This window comes from Streptomyces sp. NBC_01384, from assembly GCF_045040035.1.
Classification (GTDB): domain Bacteria; phylum Actinomycetota; class Actinomycetes; order Streptomycetales; family Streptomycetaceae; genus Streptomyces.
Map to the genome: position 1 here is coordinate 2517988 of NZ_CP109559.1, position 16133 is coordinate 2534120.

The 16133-nt window shown below is 70.1% G+C and carries 14 protein-coding genes; 2 read left to right on the plus strand and 12 right to left on the minus strand.

Features of this window, described 5'->3' with window-relative positions; genetic code table 11:
* Nucleotides 1–14: 14 nt before the first annotated feature.
* Nucleotides 15–584 (minus strand): dienelactone hydrolase family protein, encoded by a 570-nt coding sequence (locus OG747_RS11350; protein WP_405879184.1) that lies wholly within the window; start codon nt 582–584, stop codon nt 15–17.
* Nucleotides 585–683: 99 nt separating this feature from the next.
* Here OG747_RS11350 and OG747_RS11355 point away from each other — a divergent pair, with 99 nt between their 5' ends.
* Nucleotides 684–1835 (plus strand): mechanosensitive ion channel family protein, encoded by a 1152-nt coding sequence (locus OG747_RS11355; protein ID WP_405879186.1) that lies wholly within the window; start codon nt 684–686, stop codon nt 1833–1835.
* Between the two features lie 172 nt (nt 1836–2007).
* On the opposite strand, the gene OG747_RS11360 is transcribed toward OG747_RS11355, so the two are convergent.
* From OG747_RS11360 to OG747_RS11380, 5 genes are all read right to left on the minus strand, one after another.
* Nucleotides 2008–3594 carry a Na+/H+ antiporter gene (locus OG747_RS11360; protein WP_405879187.1) on the minus strand — a complete coding sequence of 529 codons (1587 nt, stop codon included), beginning with the start codon at nt 3592–3594 and terminating at the stop codon, nt 2008–2010.
* 101 nt (nt 3595–3695) lie between these two features.
* Nucleotides 3696–4163: a GNAT family N-acetyltransferase gene (locus tag OG747_RS11365; RefSeq protein ID WP_405879188.1), complete on the minus strand. Its 468-nt coding sequence runs from the start codon at nt 4161–4163 to the stop codon at nt 3696–3698.
* On the minus strand, nt 4160–5104 hold the full coding sequence (locus OG747_RS11370) for an RluA family pseudouridine synthase (RefSeq protein WP_405879189.1): 945 nt from the start codon (nt 5102–5104) through the stop codon (nt 4160–4162). Before OG747_RS11370 ends, OG747_RS11365 begins: the two co-directional genes overlap by 4 nt.
* Before the next feature lie 71 nt (nt 5105–5175).
* Complete coding sequence (gene lspA, locus OG747_RS11375; protein WP_405879190.1) at nt 5176–5772, minus strand: signal peptidase II; 597 nt, start codon at nt 5770–5772, stop codon at nt 5176–5178.
* A 92-nt stretch (nt 5773–5864) separates the two neighbouring features.
* The gene (locus tag OG747_RS11380; protein ID WP_405879191.1) at nt 5865–6935 is read right to left on the minus strand and encodes a TraR/DksA C4-type zinc finger protein; all 1071 of its coding nucleotides are present in this window, start codon (nt 6933–6935) and stop codon (nt 5865–5867) included.
* Nucleotides 6936–7565: 630 nt separating this feature from the next.
* On the opposite strand from OG747_RS11380, the gene ileS reads away from it, so the two are divergent.
* On the plus strand, nt 7566–10718 hold the full coding sequence (gene ileS, locus OG747_RS11385) for an isoleucine--tRNA ligase (RefSeq protein WP_405879192.1): 3153 nt from the start codon (nt 7566–7568) through the stop codon (nt 10716–10718).
* Nucleotides 10719–11009: 291 nt separating this feature from the next.
* Here the strand turns inward: ileS and OG747_RS11390 are convergent, their stop codons facing one another.
* The 6 genes from OG747_RS11390 to ftsZ all read right to left on the minus strand — a co-directional run bounded on the left by OG747_RS11390 (nt 11010) and on the right by ftsZ (nt 16123).
* Complete coding sequence (locus OG747_RS11390; protein WP_405879193.1) at nt 11010–12305, minus strand: DivIVA domain-containing protein; 1296 nt, start codon at nt 12303–12305, stop codon at nt 11010–11012.
* Nucleotides 12306–12351: 46 nt separating this feature from the next.
* On the minus strand, nt 12352–12636 hold the full coding sequence (locus OG747_RS11395; RefSeq protein ID WP_028803186.1) for a YggT family protein: 285 nt from the start codon (nt 12634–12636) through the stop codon (nt 12352–12354).
* Between the two features lie 62 nt (nt 12637–12698).
* Nucleotides 12699–13340: a cell division protein SepF gene (locus OG747_RS11400; protein ID WP_405879194.1), complete on the minus strand. Its 642-nt coding sequence runs from the start codon at nt 13338–13340 to the stop codon at nt 12699–12701.
* 129 nt (nt 13341–13469) lie between these two features.
* Nucleotides 13470–14189, minus strand: coding sequence for a YggS family pyridoxal phosphate-dependent enzyme (locus OG747_RS11405; RefSeq protein ID WP_405879195.1), 720 nt, complete (start codon nt 14187–14189; stop codon nt 13470–13472).
* 6 nt (nt 14190–14195) lie between these two features.
* Nucleotides 14196–14903, minus strand: coding sequence for a peptidoglycan editing factor PgeF (gene pgeF / locus OG747_RS11410; RefSeq protein WP_405879196.1), 708 nt, complete (start codon nt 14901–14903; stop codon nt 14196–14198).
* A 26-nt stretch (nt 14904–14929) separates the two neighbouring features.
* On the minus strand, nt 14930–16123 hold the full coding sequence (gene ftsZ / locus OG747_RS11415) for a cell division protein FtsZ (RefSeq protein ID WP_405879197.1): 1194 nt from the start codon (nt 16121–16123) through the stop codon (nt 14930–14932).
* Nucleotides 16124–16133: the final 10 nt, after the last annotated feature.

Genomic DNA, 16133 nt, shown 5'->3' on the forward strand with positions numbered 1-16133 from the left:
GAGCCGAAAGGCGCCTACAGGCTGTCGAGGAAGCCGAGCGCCACCTTCCAGGTGGCCTCGGCCGCCTCCGCGTCGTAGTCGGGCAGGTCGGGGTCTGTGTAGAGGTGCCCGGCTCCCGCGTACCGGTAGATCTCCACATCCGCCCCCGCTCTCTGCATCTGCAGATACCAGGCGCTCAGCCAGTCGTCCGTCTCGAACGCGTCCGGCTCGGCGACGTGCAGCTGGACCGGCAGCTCGTCCACCGACGCGCTCTCGGCGATGTCCGACGTGCCGTGCAGGAGCAGCAGCCCGCGGGCCTTCTCGTCGCCCAGCGCCAAGGTCTGCGCGATGGAGGCGCCGAGCGAGAACCCCGCGTACACCAGGCCGCGCTCGGAGTAGGGTGCCGCGGCCAGGACGGCACGCTTGAGCAGCTCCTCCTTGCCGATCCCGTCGTTGAAGGCCATGCCCTCCTCCACGGTCTCGAAGGTGTGCCCCTCGAAGAGATCCGGTGTCCACACCTCGTGTCCCGCGGCACGCAGCCGGTCCGCCGCGGCGCGCACCGCGGGCCGCAGCCCGTAGGTCGAGTGAAAGAGCATGATGTTCATGAGCCCCATCGTGCCAGCCGGGACTGACAACGCCGGATCGAGGGCTAGCCGGCCGGACGGCATGTTCAGGGCGGCCCCGGGCCGGTTACGGTCTCAGACATGGAGAACGTACTGCGTCCCCTGATCGTCATCGGTGGCTCGGTCGTGCTCACGCTGCTCGTCGGGTGGGCCGTGGACCGCTTGCTGCACCAGGCCGACGCCCGGCGGGAGACTCCCTTTTGGGGCTTGTTGCGCCGCGCCCGGATCCCCTTCCAACTGGTGCTGTTCGCGGCCCTGCTGCGCGGCTCGTACTACCAGGCGAAGCTGCTGATGGAACACCGGGTCGGCGTCGGCCGCACCTTGACCCTGATCCTCATCGGGTCCGCCGCCTGGCTGGTGATCCGCATCGCGACGGCGATCGTCGAGTCCTCCTACACCCGCTACGCGGCCGCCCACCGCGACCCGGCGCGGGTCCGTAGGGTGCGCACGCAGGTGACGCTGATCCAGCGCGTGGTGTCCGCGATCGTCGCCGTGGTGGCGGCCGCCTCGATGCTGCTCACGTTCCCCGCGATGCGGGCTGCCGGCGCCTCGCTGCTGGCCTCGGCCGGCATCCTCGGCATCGTCGCCGGTGTCGCCGCTCAGTCGACGCTGGCGAATCTCTTCGCCGGGCTGCAGATCGCCTTCGGCGACATGGTGCGCCTCGGTGACACGGTCGTCGTGGACGGCGAGTGGGGCACGGTCGAGGAGATCACGCTGACCTTCTTGACGGTACGGACCTGGGACGAGCGCCGGATCACCATGCCGGTCTCGTACTTCACCTCCAAGCCCTTCGAGAACTGGTCCCGTGGCACCCCCCAGATGACCGGCATCGTCTTCTTCCACGTCGACCACTCGGCGCCCGTGGAGGCGATGCGCGAGCAACTCCGCGACATCCTGCGCGAGTGCCCGGCCTGGGACGGCCGCGACTACGGCCTCGCCGTCACCGACTCGACCCCCAACACCATGGAGGTGCGCGCCCTGGTCACCGCGAAGGACGCCGCCGACATCTGGACGGTACGGGTCACGGTGCGCGAGCGCATGATCCGCTGGCTGACCGACGAGCACCCCTACGCCCTCCCCCGCGTCAACACGGCGGAGGCCATCCTGCCCCCGGGCGGGCCCGACGGCCATCCCCACCGCCCGGCGGACCACGACGACACCGACGGCGCGGTGACCGGCCCGAGAACCCCCCACGCCCCCGAGCCCCCACGAACGGGCCCAGGCCTGGGCTGACCCCCCTCGGGGCCCCGCCCCTCACCACCCGCAGACCGCAAGGTATCCGTACACCTCTCCCCCGCAGTCGCCGACGACGAATCACCCCCACAGGCGACCGTCACTTGTCAGCGGGGTGGAAACGGGCGGTGCGCGGGCGTAGGAACAAACTCAGCCCAGGCCCAGCACAACGTCACCGCAAGCTACGCACATCCAGATGCCGCAACACCCGGTCCACGATCTCCGGATCGGCCCCAGGCTCACTCCGCGCGGACAACACCTCATGCCGAGCCGCACTCAACAACTCCCCCTGGATCCGTCGAATCCGCTTGATCCGCCGAGCCCGCTGCTGATGCGCCTCCCTCCGCTCCTCGTCCCCCAGATCCGGACTGATCCGCGTCCCGATGTCGAAGGCCCGCCGCAGCAACTGCTCGGACACCTCCTCCGGCAGCTCCTCGACCTCCTCGATCTCCTTGAGTCTGCGCTTCGCGGCCTTCGCCGCCCGTACCGCCAGCTCCTTCTCGAACGCCTTCTCGACATCCGTGTCGGCCCGCACCCCGAGCCTCCGCACCAGCCACGGCAGCGTGAGCCCCTGCAGCACGAGCGTCGCCATGATCACCCCGAACGCGATGAAGATGATCTCGTCCCGGCCCGGAAACGGCGACCCGTCGTCCATCTTCAGCGGAATCGCCAGCGCAAGAGCCACGGACGCGACCCCCCGCATCCCCGACCACCACATCACCACGGTCTCCCGCCACGAGGTGGGAATCTCCTCGTCGTAGTCCCGTTTCGCATGGAGCCGTTTCGTCAGCCACGTCGCCGGCAGCAGCCACGCCAGCCGTACGAGCACGACGACGGCGACGATCGCGGCGGCCCACCCGAGCATCTCGCCCCACCGCCCCGACGCCGTCCTGATCGCGTTGTGCAGTTCGAGCCCGATCAGCCCGAACGCGACCCCGGTGACGAGCGTGTCCACCACGTCCCAGAACGTGTACCCGGCGAGCCGCGTCAGGACGTCGTCGGCATCGGTGGCGTACTCCGCCAGGAACAGCGCGGTGGTGAGCACGGCGAGCACCCCGGACCCGTGCAACTCCTCGGCCAGTACGTACGACGCGAAGGGCACCAGCAGGGTCAGCCCGATCTGCAGCGTGGCCTCACCGAGTGCCGACATCAGTTTGTTCGCCGCCCACCCGAGCGCCAGCCCGACGACGACCGCGACGACGGCGGACAGCACGAGGTCCAGCCCGGCCCGCCATGGCGAGAAGGTGCCGCTCACGGCGGCGGCGATCGCCACGTGGTAGAGCACGATGGCCGTGACGTCGTTGAAGAGCCCCTCGCCCTCCAGGATCGACACCAGTCGGCGCGGCAGCCCCAGCTGGCCCGCGACGGCGGTGGCGGCGACCGGGTCGGGCGGCGCCACGAGCGCGCCCAACGCGACGGCGGCGGCGATCGGCAGCCCCGGCACGATGGCGCCCGCGACGACGGCCACGGCCGCGGTGGTGACGAACACCAGCGCCACGGCCAGCAGGAAGATCGGCCGTTTGTTGGCGGCGAACTGTCTCCAGGACGTGCGCCGCACCGAGGCGTACAGCAGCGGCGGCAGCAGCGCGGGCAGGATCAGGGCCGGCGGGATGTCCACCTCGGGCACGAAGTCCGGCACGGCCAGCGCGATCCCGAGGAGCGTCATCAGCACAGGAGCGGGCAGCCCGAACCGGTCCCCCACCGGGACGCTCACCACGGCCCCGAGCAGCAGCACGAACAACAGGGCCAACTGATCCACGGTCAGCGCTCCGACGGGGTCTCGACGATCAAGCGAGCAGACGTCCAGCGTGCCACTGAAGGGTGGGCGGGCGGGGGAGCGCCCGCCGCGGGCGGGCCCCGCTAAAGAGAGCGCCGCATCGCCCGGTGCGCGATCCCGGCGTCGAGGAACTCCTCGCCGTACGCCACGTACCCGAGCCGCTCGTAGAACCCCAGCGCATGCGTCTGCGCGTGCAGATCCACCGCCGCGAGCCCACGCGCGCGTGCCGCGTCCTCGATGGCCCGTACGAGGGCGACGCCGACGCCGAGCCCGCGCGCGGCCTTCGTCACGGCGAGCCGCCCGAGCGAGCCGACCGTCAGGTCGCCGTCGGTCTTCGCGGCGGCCTGGGCGCCGTACAGGAGCCGCCCGGTGCCCAGCGGCACCCCGTCCTCGCGGACCGCCAGCACGTGCAGGGCGCCGGCGTCGTAGGCGTCGTACTCGATGTCCTCGGGGACGCCCTGTTCGCCGACGAAGACCTCCTTGCGCACCGCGAAGCACGCCTCGCGGTCGGCGGCGTCCTCGGCCACCCGCAGCACGTACCCGGGGGTCATGCGTAGCTCTCCTCGCGCACCTGGTCGAGCGCCTTCTGCAGGTCCTCGGGGTAGTCACTCCCGAACTCCACCCACTGCCCGTCCCCGGGGTGCTCGAAGCCGAGCCGCACCGCGTGCAGCCACTGCCGGGTGAGACCGAGCCGCTTGGCGAGCGTGGGGTCGGCGCCGTAGGTCAGGTCGCCGACGCAGGGGTGGCGGTGGGCCGCCATGTGGACGCGGATCTGGTGGGTGCGCCCGGTCTCCAGCTTGATGTCGAGCAGGGAGGCGGCACGGAACGCCTCGACCAGGTCGTAGTGCGTGATCGAGGCCTTGCCCTCGGCCGTGACCGCCCACTTGTAGTCGTGGTTCGGGTGCCGGCCGATGGGCGCGTCGATGGTGCCGCTGGTCGGGTCCGGGTGGCCCTGCACGAGCGTGTGGTAGCGCTTGTCGACCGTGCGCTCCTTGAACTGGCGCTTGAGCGACGTGTACGCGTACTCCGACTTGGCGACCACCATCAGGCCCGAGGTGCCCACGTCGAGGCGGTGCACGATGCCCTGGCGCTCCGAGGCGCCCGAGGTCGAGATCCGGTACCCGGCGGCGGCGAGGCCCCCGATCACGGTCGGGCCCGACCAGCCGGGGCTGGGGTGCGCGGCGACGCCGACCGGCTTGACGATCACGACCACGTCATCGTCGTCGTGCACGATCTCCATGCCCTCGACGGGCTCGGCGACGATCTGCACCGGCGCGGGCGCCTGGGGCATCTCGACCTCGAGCCAGGCGCCGCCGTGCACCCGCTCGGACTTGCCGACCACCGAGCCGTCGACCGTGACCTTCCCCGCCGCGGCGAGCTCGGCGGCCTTCGTGCGGGAGAAGCCGAACATGCGGGAGATGGCGGCGTCGACGCGCTCGCCCTCCAGGCCGTCGGGCACGGACAGGGTACGGATCTCGGGAATCGTGCTCACCCGTCGAGTATGCCGGACGGGTCGGACACCGCCGGACCACGGACCGAACATCAGTGCCCGCGGGCCGGCCCTCAGTCCTTGTGGACGGTGCCGTCCGGGTCGAGCCCGCGGAAGGACAACAGCACGATCAGGATGCCGCCGCAGACGATCGCCGAGTCGGCCAGGTTGAAGACCGCGAAGTGCTTGGGCGCGATGAAGTCGACGACCGCGCCCTCGAAGATGCCCGGCGAGCGGAAGATCCGGTCGGTCAGGTTGCCCAGCGCACCGCCCAGCAACAGGCCTAGCGCGATCGCCCAGGGCAGGCTGTAGAGCTTGCGCGCGAGTCGCGCGATCACCACGATCACCGCCGCGGCGATCACCGTGAAGATGATCGTGAACGCCTCACCGAAGCCGAAGGCCGCACCCGCGTTGCGGATCGCCTCGAACTTCAGCCAGTCCCCGACGATCTGGATCGGCGCGTGGTGCTCCAGCTTCGCGACCACGATCAGCTTGCTGACCAGGTCGAGGGCGTACGCCAGGGCGGCGACCGTGAACAGGACGGCGATCCTGCGCCTGCCCTTGGATCCCTCGGCCGGGGCCCCGGTCCCGGCCACGCCGGACTGCTCCGGCTCGGCGCCCCCCGCTTCTGGGGTATCCGGCGTACCGATGATGCGCTCCGCCTCTGCCACGTGAGTGAGTCCCTCGACCTAGGTGCCTGACTGAGGACGAGGGTACGGCACACCCCCCGGCGCCCACGTGCCCAGTAGCCCTCCCGAGTCGTTCACGAACGGCGTTCCTGCTTCTGCTTGCACTCGACGCACAGGGTGGCGCGCGGGAAGGCCTGCATACGAGCCTTCCCGATCGGGTTGCCGCAGTTCTCGCAGAGCCCGTACGTCCCCGCGTCGAGCCGCTCCAGCGCCCGCTCGGTCTGCTCCAGCATCTCGCGCGCGTTGGCCGCGAGGGCCATCTCGTGCTCGCGCGTGATGTTCTTCGCGCCGGTGTCCGCCTGATCGTCGCCCGCGCCGTCGCCGGAGTCGCGCATCAGGCCGACGAGCGCCTCCTCGGACGACGAGATCTCGTCGCTCAGCCGCAGCGCGTCGGACTGCAGCTCCGCGCGCGCCTCCGCGACCTCCTCCGGGGTCCAGGGGTCCTCACCGGGGCGCACCGCGAGCTCGCCGGGCTCCACCGCGGCGATCCGCGCCTTGGGAACCGCGGTGGGGTTCTGCGCCGCCGTGGCCGTGCCAGGAGTCTTCTTCGCAACCACCGTCGTGGCTCCCGTCGTCTTCGCGGCCTGGGCCGCACCTTCGGCCGCGGAAGCGACCGCCTTCTTCGCCCTGCTGGTGCTTTTCCTTGCCGTACCGGTGCTCTTCGCCGCACTGGTGTTCTTCTTCGCCGCACCTCTCGCCGCGGCTCTCTTCTCGGCGCCCCCCTTCGCCGCGCCGCTCCGAGCCGCCCCCATGTCCTCCGGGACGGCATCCACCGCCGCGACCTCCTTCCCGACGGCTTTCCTGGCCACCGATTTCTTGACGGCCGTCTTCGTGGCGGCAGACTGCTTGACGGCCGTCTTCGGAGCAGCCTCCTCCGCAGCGGCCGTTCCCCTGTCGGCCCCCTTCGTAGAGGCCGTTTTGCTGGTGGCCGCCTTCGTAGCAACCGTCTCCTTTACCGCGGCCTTCGTAGCGGCCGTCTTCTGGGCCGTCCCTTTGGCGGCCGGCTTCGTGGTCGTCTTCACCGCCTTGGCCGCGCGCGCCCCCGGTGCCCCCTGTGCGTTCTTCTTCCCACCCACGTCCTTGGCCGTCGGACCCGTGGATCTGTCGGACGCCGACTGCTGTACGGCGGTCTTTTTCGCCACCATGGCCGCGGCCCCTTCACATATTGTGATTTTGCGCGCAAATCGTGCTGGGACGATAAATCGACTTCCGGCCCGCGGCAACGGGGCACGCCTACTTTTCGCACGCCCCGCGGGTCCCGCGCGGCCGACCTGCATGCGTTGTGCCCAGCTCCCCGCCGGGTAATCCGCCGGGCCGGGCGTCCCAGGATCCGGACGCCCACGCCTCGCCATTCGGGTCACTTCGCAGGCCACGGCACCAGCCCGGCCGGCCCCGGCACCGCACCCCGGGAAACCAGTCGGCCGCTGTCCGCGCGGCGCCGTACACTGAGCGCAGCGAGAAGCGTGGATGGGGACGAGTAGCGGCGTAGGCAGCCAAGAGCGACCCGGGGACGGTGGAAGCCCGGGGGCGAGCGCGACGCGAAGATCACCCCGGAGCCACCGGAAGAAAGCCGCAGCGAGCGCGCAGCGGTCAGTAGACCCGGCATCGCGACCCCAATGAGGGGGCTCACTGGTGCACAGCACGCACCGGGGAGCCAAGGAGGGTGGTACCGCGGGAGCGCGCCGCGCACGGCGTCCGCAGCAGCTGCGAGGTGGCTGCACAGGCTCTCGTCCCTCCGGACGGAAGGCAGAAAGTCCGCCGGAGGAAGCTCGCTGATGACAACGCCGACGTACCGCCAGGTGCCCGCCCAGGTCGACCTGCCCGCCCTCGAGCACGCCGTGCTCGATTTCTGGCGCGAGCAGAAGATCTTCGCCAAGAGCCTCGAGCAGTCCGAGGGTCGCCCCGAGTGGGTGTTCTACGAGGGCCCGCCCACCGCGAACGGCATGCCGGGCGCCCACCACATCGAGGCGCGCGTCTTCAAGGACGTCTTCCCGCGCTTCCGTACCATGCGCGGCTACCACGTGGCCCGCAAGGCCGGCTGGGACTGCCACGGCCTGCCCGTGGAGCTGGCGGTGGAGAAGGAGCTCGGTTTCACCGGCAAGCAGGACATCGAGGCGTACGGCATCGCCGAGTTCAACGCCCAGTGCCGCGAGTCCGTGACCCGCCACACCGACGCCTTCACCGACCTGACCAACCGCATGGGTTACTGGGTCGACCTGGACGACGCGTACCGCACGATGGACCCCGAGTACGTGGAGTCCGTGTGGTGGTCGCTCAAGGAGATCTTCAACAAGGGCCTGCTGGTCCAGGACTACCGCGTGGCCCCGTGGTGCCCGCGCGACGAGACGGGGCTGTCGGACCACGAGCTGGCGCAGGGCTACGAGACGGTCGTCGACCCGTCCGTGTACGTCCGTTTCCCGCTCACCTCCGGTCCGCTCGCGGGCCAGGCCTCGCTCCTGGTGTGGACGACGACCCCGTGGACGCTGGTCTCCAACACCGCGGTCGCCGCGCACCCCGAGGTCACCTACGTCGTCGCGACGAAGGGCCCCTCCGGCGGGGAGAAGCTCGTCGTCGCCGCGCCGCTCGTCGAGAAGGCGCTCGGCGAGGGCTGGGAGACCACCGGCGAGACCTTCACCGGCGCCGAGATGGAGCGCTGGACGTATCAACGTCCGTTCGAGCTGGTCGAGTTCCCCGCCGAGGCCCACTACGTGGTCAACGCGGAGTACGTGACGACCGAGGACGGCACGGGTCTGGTCCACCAGTCCCCCGCCTTCGGTGAGGACGACCTCAAGGTCTGCCGGGCGTACGGACTGCCGGTGGTGAACCCCGTCCGCCCGAACGGCACCTTCGAGGAGACCGTCCCGCTCGTCGGCGGCGTCTTCTTCAAGAAGGCGGACGAACAGCTCACGGAAGACCTCCAGAACCGCGGGCTGCTCTTCAAGCACATCCCCTACGAGCACAGCTACCCGCACTGCTGGCGCTGCCACACCGCGCTCCTCTACTACGCGCAGCCGTCCTGGTACATCCGCACCACGGCCATCAAGGACCGTCTCCTCCAGGAGAACGAGAAGACCAACTGGTTCCCGGAGTCCGTCAAGCACGGCCGCTTCGGCGACTGGCTGAACAACAACGTCGACTGGGCGCTGTCCCGCAGCCGCTACTGGGGCACCCCGCTCCCGCTGTGGCGCTGTGAGGAGGGCCACCTCACCTGCGTCGGCTCCCGCGCCGAGCTCACCGAGCTGACGGGCACCGACCAGTCGAACCTGGACCCGCACCGCCCCTTCATCGACAAGGTCACCTTCGCGTGCCCGCAGGACGGCTGCGGAGAGACGGCGACCCGCGTCCCGGAGGTCATCGACGCCTGGTACGACTCGGGTTCGATGCCGTTCGCGCAGTGGGGCTACCCGTACAAGAACAAGGAGCTCTTCGAGAGCCGCTACCCGGCGCAGTTCATCTCGGAGGCCATCGACCAGACCCGCGGCTGGTTCTACACGCTGATGGCCGTCGGCACGCTGGTCTTCGACAAGTCCTCGTACGAGAACGTCGTCTGCCTCGGGCACATCCTCGCCGAGGACGGCCGCAAGATGTCCAAGCACCTGGGCAACATCCTGCAGCCGATCCCGCTGATGGACCAGCACGGCGCGGACGCGGTGCGCTGGTTCATGGCGGCCGGCGGCTCCCCCTGGTCGGCCCGTCGCGTCGGGCACGGCACCATCCAGGAGGTCGTCCGCAAGACGCTCCTCACGTACTGGAACACGGTCGCCTTCCAGGCCCTGTACGCCCGCACCTCCGACTGGGCGCCCAGCGAGGCCGATCCGGCCCCGGCGGACCGCCCGGTCCTCGACCGCTGGCTGCTCTCCGAGCTCCACGCGCTCACCGACCAGGTGACCCAGGCGCTGGAGGCGTACGACACCCAGCGCGCCGGAAAGCTCCTCTCGGCGTTCGTCGACGACCTTTCGAACTGGTACGTGCGCCGCTCGCGCCGCCGCTTCTGGCAGGGCGACAAGGCCGCGCTGCGCACGCTGCACGAGGTCGTGGAGACGGTCACCCGGCTGATGGCCCCGCTGACCCCGTTCATCACGGAGCGGGTCTGGCAGGACCTGATCGCGCCGGTGACCCCGGGCGCGCCCGAGTCCGTGCACCTCTCCTCCTGGCCGGAGGCGGACCTGTCCGCCATCGACCCGGAGCTGTCGAAGCAGATGGTGCTCGTCCGCCGGCTCGTGGAGCTCGGCCGTGCCACGCGCGCGGAGTCGGGTGTCAAGACGCGCCAGCCGCTGTCCCGGGCGCTGGTCGCCGCGACCGGTTTCGAGTCCCTCGACGGCGAGCTGCACGCGCAGATCACGGAGGAGCTGAACGTCACCTCCCTGGCCTCGCTGTCCGAGGTGGGGGGCTCGCTGGTCGACACCACGGCCAAGGCGAACTTCCGTGCGCTCGGCAAGCGTTTCGGCAAGGGTGTCCAGGCGGTGGCGAAGGCGATCGCCGAGACGGACGCCGCGGCGCTGTCGCTGGCCCTGCGCGAGGGCACGGCCTCGGTGGCGGTCGACGGCGAGACGGTGACGCTTGCCCCCGACGAGGTCATCATCACGGAGACCCCTCGCGAGGGCTGGTCGGTGGCGTCCGACTCGGGTGCCACGGTCGCCCTCGACCTGGAGATCACCGAGGAGCTGCGGCAGGCGGGCCTCGCCCGTGACGCGATCCGGCTGATCCAGGAGGCCCGCAAGAACAGCGGCCTCGACGTGGCCGACCGGATCGCGCTGCGCTGGACGTCCACGGACCCGGCGGTCATCGCAGCCCTGAGCGAGCACGCCGAGCTCATCGCCGACGAGGTCCTCGCCACGGACTTCACCCAGAGCGAGGCGGACGACACCTACGGTGCCCCGTTCACCGACGAGGGCCTGTCCCTCACCTTCCGCCTCCGCAAGGCGTAGCAGCGGGCGGCGGAGGTTCTTCACCCCCGCCGCCCCTACCCGTCCCATCCCCAGGGACTCCGCGCCCCCACCGGCCCGCAGCCGAAGAACCCGGCCGGGGTCCACCAAAGATCTTGGTGGACCCCGGCCTTCGGCGTTGCGTACCCCGCACACATGCCCCAAGGAACAGAACGCTTGCCCCAAATAACACGGCAAAAGGGCGGAGCCCCGGGCCAGTACATATGCGACTACCGTCGCGTGGCCGGGGCTCCGCCCTGAACGCTGCCGACGCCTAAGGCGTACTAGAGGCCGTCAGTTGTCGTCCTCGTCGATGAGAAACCCACGCATCGGCGAGGGGGCCTGCTGCATCGGCGACGGCCCCTGCGGCCGTACCGGAGCCATCGGCTGGGTCATCGCCGGCGACATCTGCTGCTGCCCGCCGTAGGAGGGCGCGGCCGGTGCCGGAGCACCGCCCATGCCCTGACCGCCGTACGACGGCGCACTCGCGCCGGCCGGAGCCATCGAGGGCGCCGAGGGCGAGGGCAGGGAGGCCGCGGCCGGAGTGCGCGGCGGGGCGAGCGAGTCGTCCGCCTGCGTCTCCAGCTGGCGCAGCTGCGACTCCAGGTAGGACTTCAGGCGAGTGCGGTACTCGCGCTCGAAGCCACGCAGGTCCTCGACCTTGCGCTCCAGCGTGGCGCGGGCGGACTCCAGGGAGCCCATCGCGACACGGTGCTTCTCCTGGGCGTCCCGCTCCAGCGCGTCGGCCTTGGCACGGGCGTCGCGCTCGAGACCCTCGGCGCGGCTGCGGGCCTCACCGACGATCTTGTTGGCCTCGGAACGGGCCTCGGCGATCGCCTGGTCGGCGGTCTGCTGGGCCAGCGAGAGGACACGCGCGGCGCTGTCGCCACCGGGGCCCTGCTGCGGCATCTGCGGGCCGTGACCGCCCATGGGGCCACCCATGGGTCCGCCCATCGGGCCGCCCATCTGCTGCTGCATCTGCGGCGGCTGCATCTGGCCGGGCATCTGCTGCTGCATCTGCTGGCCGGGACCCTGGCCCATCGGACCCTGGCCCATGCCCTGACCCATCTGGCCCTGGCCCATCGGACCCTGGCCCATCGGACCCTGGCCCATGCCCTGACCCATCGGACCCTGGCCCATCGGCCCCTGACCCATGGGGCCCTGACCCATCGGGCCCGGACCCATGGGGCCCTGACCCTGCTGACCGCCCTGCCCGCTGGGTCCCGCGGGCAGCTGCGGCGCACCGCTCGGCAGCTGGGGCGGACCACCCATGGGGCCACCCATCTGCTGCTGCGGCGGGCCCGATATGCCGGCGGGTACGGGGGCGCCGGGACCTCGCATACCCTGCGGCGGGCCCTGCTGCTGATCCTGCTGCTCGGGCGGCTTGCGCATGCCCTGCTGCTGGTTCTGCGCAGCCGCGCGCGTGGCCGCCGCCAGTTTGGCGCGCAGGTCCTCGTTCTCGCGGAGCAGTCGCGTCAGTTCGGCTTCGACCTCATCGAGGAAGGCATCGACCTCGTCCTCGTCATAGCCTTCTCGGAGGCGGACGGTCGTGAACTGCTTGTTCCGCACGTCCTCGGGGGTCAACGGCATCTCTTCACCTCAACGTAGTCGTCGGCATTCGGCAAGACCGTATCGTTCACAGCCGGCTCACGACGGAGATCAGGATGTAGACGATGATCATCAGTACGAAGAAGGACAGGTCGAGCGCCACGCCCCCGAGACGCAGCGGCGGAATGAACCGCCGCAGAAGCTTGAGCGGTGGATCGGTGACAGTGTAGGTGGCCTCAAGAACGACCACCATCGCCTTGCCGGGCTGCCATGAGCGGGCGAACTGGAAGACGTAGTCCATGACCAACCGGAAAATCAGCACGATGAGGAAACACATCAGCGCGATGTACAGAACCTGCCCGACCACGCTCATGATCCGTGCTTCCCTCTCCCCTGTTTCCCGTGCATTGTTCCCGATGGCTCCGGTCTTGCGTCTCAGCTCTGGTTGAAGAACCCGCCCTCTGCGATGCGGGCCTTGTCCTCCGCCGTGACATCGACGTTAGCAGGCGACAACAGGAACACCTTCTGCGTCACCCGCTCGATGCTGCCGTGGAGACCAAACACCAAACCGGCCGCAAAGTCGACAAGTCGCTTCGCATCTGTGTCATCCATCTCAGTCAGATTCATGATCACAGGGGTGCCCTCACGGAAGTGTTCCCCGATGGTACGGGCCTCGTTGTATGTCCGCGGGTGGAGCGTGGTGATCCGGTACGGCTCTCGTTCCGACACGACCTTGGGCATGATCACCGGTGCGTTCTTCTCCAGGCTTGCGCGTTCTTGTGTGATGGATGCCACGGGCGCGATGCGCGCCGGACGGCCGGATTCCGCAGAGAGCGAAGCGGAGTGCGGCACCGGATCGCGCTGTGCGGGGGGCTGCACCATTCGTACCGATTCGTCCCGTTGGGACTGGTGCGCCTGGTGCGACTGGTGGGGCGGCTCGTGCCGCCGACGGTCCCGCTCGGGCTCCGGATCGAGCTCGGGCTCGAACTCGTCATCGGGGTCGAATCCCCTGCCGTCGTACCCATCGTCCTCCACGAGGCCGAGGTAGACCGCCATCTTGCGCATCGCGCCGGCCATGCTCTGAGTCCTCCGCTCTGTGGTGGATCGGCTGACGAATTGCCAAGTGCCCGCGATCCACGAGGTCGTTATGCCCGCCAGTGGCGGTAATGACCATATTTTCTGCTGTGGTCCGACTTCTTGGCGACGTTACCCGAGCCCGGGTCGGACTCCGAGTACCGCAGTACCGACGCGCACATGTGTCGCTCCGGCCGCCACGGCCTGCTCGAGGTCCGTACTCATCCCTGCAGACACCATGTTCGCAGCCGGATGCGTGCGGCGCATAGCAGTCGACAAATCCATCAGCCGCTCGAACGCGGCTTGTTGGCGCCCCGCGTACACCCCGGTGAGCGGGGCGACGGTCATCAGCCCGTCGAGCCGGAGCCCCTCGGACCGGGCGACCAGGTCGGCCAACTCTTCGATTCCGCCGACTCCCACGCCTCCCCGCTCGCCCCGGCCGCTCTCCTCCGCGTCCAGCGCGACCTGGATGAGACAGCCCACCTCCCGCTCCACCCGCACCGCCTCGTTCGACAAGGCGGTGACAAGCCGGGAACGGTCGACGGACTGCACCACATCCGCGTAACCGACCACGGAACGCACCTTATTGGTCTGCAACTGACCGACAAAATGCCACGAGAGGGGCAGATCCGAGCAAGCCGCGGCCTTGGGCGCCGCGTCCTGGTCCCGGTTCTCGGCGACATGGCGCACACCGAGTTCCGACAGGATCCGCACATCACTCGCGGGGTAGGTCTTGGTGACCACGATCAGGGTCACCTCTTCGCGCTTGCGCCCGGCGGCCACACACGCCGCCGTGATGCGTTCTTCCACTTTCGCCAGATTTCCGGCGAGTTGAGCCTTACGTTCCTTCATGCCCCATCAGTCCAGCCAGACATAGCCCGCGAGCCGCCCGGTGGTGCGGTCCCGTCGGTACGAGAAGTGGTCGTCCGACTCCAGCGTGCACACCGGCGACTGCGCCCGGTCGCACACCCCGAGCCGTTCCAGCTGCGCGTGCACTCCGGCGGTCACATCGACCGCCGGAGTGCCCCAACTGGTCTCGGCGTACGCCGCCGGCTCGACGGCGGCGACTTCGGCGCGCATCGTGTCCGGCACTTCGTAGCACCGGCCGCAGACGGCGGGTCCGGTGCGGGCGACGATCCGCTCGGGCTCGGCGCCGAGTTCCACCATGGCCCGTACGGCGGCGGGGACGACCCCGGCGACCATGCCGGGCCGTCCCGCGTGGGCGGCGGCCGCGATCCCGGCGACCGGGTCGGCCAGCAGGACCGGCGTGCAGTCGGCGGTGAGGACGGCGAGGGCGAGCCCGCGCCGCGCGGTGACGATCGCGTCGACGGACGGGATCTCCGAGGAGAGCCACGGTCCCTCGACCACCGCCACGTCCGGCCCGTGCACCTGGTTCATCCAGACGACCAAGGCCGGGTCGAGTCCGAGCGACTTGGCCGCCAGTTCACGATTGGTCCGTACGGCGTCGGGGTCGTCGCCGACCGCTCCGCCGAGGTTGAGCTCCTCGTACGGAACGGCGCTCACCCCGCCCCACCGGTCGGTGAAGGCGAAGTGCGCGCCGCTCACGGTGCTCGTTTCGGAGCGATGTCCTATCACTTCAGGAAGTCCGGCACGTCCAGCTCCTCGGCCGCGCTGTCCGAGTAGGAGCGGGACGGCGGGACCGGCGGAGCGACCTGGATTTCGCTGACCGGCTCCGGGGCGGGCTCCGGAGCCTCCTTCGGCGTCACGCTGCCGAGCGAGCCGAAGGACGGACGGTTCTCGGCGGCCCGTACCGGCGCGGGCTCCTCGCGCGGCTTGGCGGAGGTGGAGCCGAGGATGTTGTCCCGCTTGGCCGGCGGCTGACCGCCGTCGAAGCCGGCGGCGATCACGGTGACCCGCACCTCGTCGCCGAGCGCGTCGTCGATGACCGCGCCGAAGATGATGTTGGCCTCGGGGTGCGCGGCCTCGCTGACCAGCTGGGCGGCTTCGTTGATCTCGAACAGGCCGAGGTCGGAGCCGCCGGAGATGGAGAGCAGGACGCCGCGGGCGCCGTCGATGGAGGCTTCCAGGAGGGGCGAGGAGATCGCCATCTCGGCCGCCGCCACCGCGCGGTCGTCGCCGCGGGCCGAGCCGATGCCCATGAGCGCGGAACCCGCCTCGGACATCACGGACTTGACGTCGGCGAAGTCGAGGTTGATCAGACCGGGCGTGGTGATGAGGTCGGTGATGCCCTGAACACCGGAGAGCAGGACCTGGTCCGCCGACTTGAAGGCGTCGAGGACGGAGACCTGGCGGTCCGAGATGGACAGCAGCCGGTCGTTCGGGATGACGATGAGGGTGTCGACCTCTTCGCGGAGTTCCGCGATGCCGTCCTCGGCCTGGTTGGCGCGGCGCCGTCCCTCGAAGGTGAACGGGCGCGTGACCACGCCGATGGTGAGGGCTCCGAGCGAGCGGGCGATGTTGGCCACGACGGGCGCGCCGCCGGTGCCGGTGCCGCCGCCTTCACCGGCCGTCACGAAGACCATGTCGGCCCCCTTGAGGACCTCCTCGATCTCCTCGCGGTGGTCCTCGGCGGCCTTGCGGCCGACGGCCGGGTTGGCTCCGGCGCCGAGTCCGCGGGTGAGTTCGCGGCCGACGTCGAGCTTGACGTCGGCGTCGCTCATCAACAGAGCTTGCGCGTCCGTGTTGATGGCGATGAACTCGACGCCCTTGAGACCGACCTCGATCATCCGGTTGATGGCATTGACACCACCGCCGCCGACACCGATGACTTTGATGACTGCGAGGTAGTTCTGCGGTGCTGCCACGTCGAAGGCC